The sequence below is a fragment of the Brevibacterium picturae genome, assembly GCF_030453725.1.
Classification (GTDB): domain Bacteria; phylum Actinomycetota; class Actinomycetes; order Actinomycetales; family Brevibacteriaceae; genus Brevibacterium; species Brevibacterium sandarakinum_A.
This window is the reverse complement of the sequence record NZ_JAKDJU010000215.1, coordinates 1-4426: the sequence shown is the minus strand read 5'-3', so window position 1 is coordinate 4426 and position 4426 is coordinate 1. Positions and strand designations below refer to the sequence as shown.

Here is a 4426-nt window from a genome sequence, read left to right as displayed (position 1 = left end):
GCCAGGAGCGCGAATCCGGAGAAGATTCCGCTGAAGATCGGGATGAATGCTGGGATCGAAGCGAAGAAGGCGATGAAGCCGGCAATGCCGCACAGTGTGACGACGGTGGCGAGAACATGGAATCGGTTGAGTTTGAACACGTGGCCGAGCGCATAGAAGTGGGTGCCGACGACGAATGCCACCCAGGCCACTCCGAGCTCGGGATGTCCGAGGCCGCTCAACAGGCTGGAACCGCCGAAGAGTGCCAGTGCTTCGACCGCGACGATGATCCAGTAGCTGCGCCCGAAGGGCACGGCCCGGCGTGGTGCGGACTCATTCTGTCCCTCGACCGGGTCGGTTGCCTCGGTTGATCTGACCGACCCGTCCGACCCAGCGGGGGAGACCTGGGCCCGCCTCCTGCTGCCCAGCCTCCGGATTGCGAGGAAAGCGATGACGGCGAAGGCCGCGATTCCCATCACGAGGACGAGGATTCGGCCCAAAGTGGAGAACGACGAGCTGTTGATGATGAGGAAGGCAAGGCCGAATGCTCCGCCGATGAGGGAGCCGATCTCCGCTCCGGCAGCGGGCTGCGGTCCGATCTCGCGGGGTTGAGTCATCACTGTCCTGTCGAGAGTGCACGGGTGCCACGGTGTCCGGCCATGCGGTCGGCCGGGGTGAAGTGGTCTCCGGTGATGCGGTCACTGGGGAGACCGCAGACCACGGAATCACGAGGCACGTTTCTACCATCACATTCTCGCACTCCGCACCGTGTTCTCCCGCGTACCCGCAGAAGTGATATCGATTCTCCTCCTGAGCATCATCGAGACAAGGGTATTGACCTTCGTTCTGAACTAATGTTCACTGAGTGTGAACATAGATTCATTATTCTCCCGGTGACTGTGAATGGCCGGGGAAACCAGCTTGAGGAGGCAACGATGCCGAACACACACGAATCTGCGGGAACCGCACAGGACTTCGAAGACATCCTCTACGAGGTCGAGGACACCTATGCGGTCATCACCATCGATCGACCCGACTCGTTCAATTCCTTCCGCTCGCAGACTGTCGACGAACTCATCGAGGCACTGACCCTGGCCTGGGGCGACAACCAGGTCCGCTCAATCATCCTGACCGGCTCGGGACAGAAGTCGTTCTGTGCCGGAGGCGACGTCAAGCAGAAGGCGAAGACCGGCGACTACGGTCCCAGCCGCTATGGGATGTTTCGCATCTCGGAGCTGCACAAGACCATGCGCTCCGTGCCGAAGCCGATCATCGCCGCCGTCAATGGTGTCGCCATCGGCGGTGGCAACGTCCTCAACACCCTCTGCGACATCACGATCGCCGCCGCCCATGCCCGCTTCGGACAGGCCGGGCCGAAGGTCGGATCCTTCGACGCCGGATACGGAACAGCCTTCCTGGCCAGGATCGTCGGCGAGAAGCGGGCACGCGAGATGTGGTATTTCTGCGAACTCATCGATGCCCAGAAGGCCGAGATGTGGGGCCTGGCCAATGAGGTCGTCGAAGCCGACCAGCTTATGCCCCGAGCCAAGGAACGAGCCCGAGCCCTGGGTCTCAAGGCGCCGACGGCCCTGCGGTTCCTCAAGCAGTCGTTCAATGCCGACTCCGAGATGCAGACAGGTTTCACGAATCTGGCCATGAGCGCCCTCGACCTGTACGCGCACTCACCGGAGTCTCATGAAGGTGCCGCCGCTTTCGCCGAGAAGCGCGATCCGGACTTCAGCGGCTTCGACAACGCGTACTGAACCACACGCAATCAGCGGAACCGGCCCACACGACGACCATCCGACCAGAACAGAGGAACACAGTGGACTTCGCAATCACCCCAGGGGCCCAAGCGCTGCTCGATGAGGCAGCGACGTTCGAAGAGCGCCTCATCTGTGAGGCACGCGAAAGGGAGGCCGCCGGGCGCATCGGCACCGATGTGACCCAGGATTTGGGGAGTGCAGGACTCATCGCCCCCGAGCTCTCGACCCACCTCGGCGGGCGGGGACAGTCGAAGGTTGCTGCTGGACTGGTCACCGAGGCGATCGCTCGGGGCGATCTCAACGTGGCATATCTGCAGGTGGTGGGATCGCTGATGGGGCAGGTCATCGCCCGCAACGCCAGCGCCGAGGTGGCCGAGCACTATTGCCGCCTCATCACCTCGGGTGCCGAGACCGTGGCCATCGGCCTCTCGGAACCCGGGGCCGGCTCCGATGCCGGCAACCCTCAGACCACTGCCACGCGTGACGGTGACGATTGGATCATCAACGGCACAAAATCCATGTCACTGGCCATGACTTCGACAGCCACGGTCATCTTCGCCAGAACCGATCCGCAGGCGAAGCGGGGGAAGGGCATCTCCGCCTTCCTCGTCGACCTCGACGCTCCGGGAGCCACTCGCACAGCGATCACCGACATGGGACAGTCCGCTGTGGCCCGCGGCTCCGTCGACTTCAGCGATGTCAGGGTCCCGGCCGACCACCTCCTCGGTGCCGAAGGAGCCGCATTCTCCCAAGTCATGCAGGGATTCGACTTCTCCCGTGCCCTCATCGGGCTGCAATGCACGGGCAGTGCCTCCCGAGCGATCGACGACGCCTGGGCGTACGTGAAGGACCGGGAGGCCTTCGACCAGCCGCTGTCGACGTTCCAGGGGGTCTCGTTTCCGCTGGCCGAGGCCGAAACGAAGATGGCGGCGGCCAGGCTCCTGTGCCTGAATACGCTCTGGCTCGGCGACGAGGGCCTGCCCCACACCTCACAGGCGGCCATGTGCAAATGGTGGGCCCCGCTCGAGGCCTACCACGCCATCCACCAATGCCTCCTCCTGCACGGTCAGAACGGCTACATGCGGAACCGTGACGTGGAGAAGCGCCTCCGTGACGTGCTCGGCATGCAGATCGGGGACGGGACCGCCCAGATCATGAAGCTCGTCATCGCCCGGGAATCCGCCGGACGCGCCTACGCGCCCTGACCAGCACACATCTGGGCCAGCACACATCTGACAAAGGCAGCTGACCAGCACATCTGACAACAGCACCATCCGAAAGGAAACACCCACTATGTCTGCACTGGACAACCGCATCATCATCGTCACCGGCGCCGCCTCCGGGATCGGCAAAAGCATCGCCACTCGCCTGGCCGCGGACGGGGCAACCATCGTCGTTGCCGACCTTGACGCGACGAAGTCGCAGGAAACCGCCTCGGCGCTGGGAAACGACTCCATCGGCGTAGCTGTCGACGTCACCGATCGGGCCAAGGTCGATGCCATGACCGCTCAGGTCATCGAGACCTTCGGCCGCATCGACGTCCTCGTCAATAATGCGGGCTGGGACAAGGTCGAACCCTTCATGGACTCGACTGCCGAGACCTGGGACCGCGTCATCGCCATCAACCTCATCGGCACCCTCAACTGCACGCAGTCGGTCGCGGCCCACATGATCGCCGCCGAATCGGGAGCCGTGATCAGCATCGGCTCCGATGCCGGACGCGTGGGCTCGAGCGGTGAGGCCGTCTATTCGGCGGCCAAGGGCGGCATCATCTCCTTCTCCAAGACCTTCGCCCGCGAGGTCGCACGCCACAACATCACCTCGAACTGCGTGTGCCCGGGGCCGGCCGACACTCCACTCTTCGCTGAGATCTCCGAGGACAACCCGAAGCTGCGCACCGCTCTGGAGAAGGCGATACCCATGCGTCGCCTTGCCCATCCCGAGGACCTGGCGAATGCCGTTGCCTTCTTCGCCCGCCCCGAATCCACCTACGTCACGGGTCAGACCCTGTCCGTCTCCGGAGGGCTCACCATGGCCTGAGCCTCTCTTACCGAGTCACCACAACGATCCGCAAGCACCGGCACGAGACCAGAGCAAAGGAGCCCTGACATGCCCACCCGATTCGACACGATCCTCACCGACGCCCTCATCAAGGAACACACCTCGACCGGCGCGTGGGAGAACAAGACGCTGCTCGATCACCTGGAGCACTGGACGGCCGAACGCCCCGATTCGGTCGTCTCCCGAGATCCCTATGGAAGCCACACGTATCGGCAGCTCTCCGCCGACACCGAGGCGTGTGCCAGGGCCCTCGTCGACCTCGGTGTGCAACCCGGTGAGGTCGTGGGCATCCACCTGCCCAACTGGTACGAGTGGTTGGTCATTCACCTCGGCGCACTCAAAGCGGGGGCAGTCACGAACGGCCTCATCCCGATCTACCGTGATCGGGAGATCGGATATATGGCGAAGAAGGCCGCCGTCACGGTCCTCTTCGTCCCCAGCCGGTTCCGCAAGTTCGACTACCCGGACATGGTCGACCGCCTCAGAGACGGTCTGCCGGACCTGCGCCACACGATCGTCCTCGACTCACCCGGAGAATCACCGTTCGAACCTCGAGCCGGACTCGAACGGTGGACGGACTTCCTCGAACGCGGCGCTGCGGATGAATCAGCGGGAACAGA

Annotated in this window: 5 protein-coding genes; 4 read left to right on the top strand and 1 reads right to left on the bottom strand. The window is 63.6% G+C overall.

The window, feature by feature from the left end:
* The coding region (locus L0G76_RS14350; protein WP_304357841.1) for a hypothetical protein at positions 1-596 on the bottom strand (596 nt) is incomplete at its 3' end.
* A 318-nt stretch (positions 597-914) separates the two neighbouring features.
* Between L0G76_RS14350 and L0G76_RS14345 the strand changes: the two genes are divergently transcribed.
* From L0G76_RS14345 to L0G76_RS14330, 4 genes are all read left to right on the top strand, one after another.
* Positions 915-1742, top strand: a complete 828-nt coding sequence (locus L0G76_RS14345) for an enoyl-CoA hydratase-related protein (RefSeq protein WP_304357840.1) — start codon at positions 915-917, stop codon at positions 1740-1742.
* Between the two features lie 62 nt (positions 1743-1804).
* Positions 1805-2950 carry an acyl-CoA dehydrogenase family protein gene (locus tag L0G76_RS14340; protein WP_304357839.1) on the top strand — a complete coding sequence of 382 codons (1146 nt, stop codon included), beginning with the start codon at positions 1805-1807 and terminating at the stop codon, positions 2948-2950.
* Positions 2951-3038: 88 nt separating this feature from the next.
* Positions 3039-3785: an SDR family NAD(P)-dependent oxidoreductase gene (locus L0G76_RS14335; protein WP_304357838.1), complete on the top strand. Its 747-nt coding sequence runs from the start codon at positions 3039-3041 to the stop codon at positions 3783-3785.
* Between the two features lie 69 nt (positions 3786-3854).
* On the top strand, positions 3855-4426 hold a 572-nt coding region (locus L0G76_RS14330; protein WP_304357837.1), incomplete at its 3' end, for an AMP-binding protein.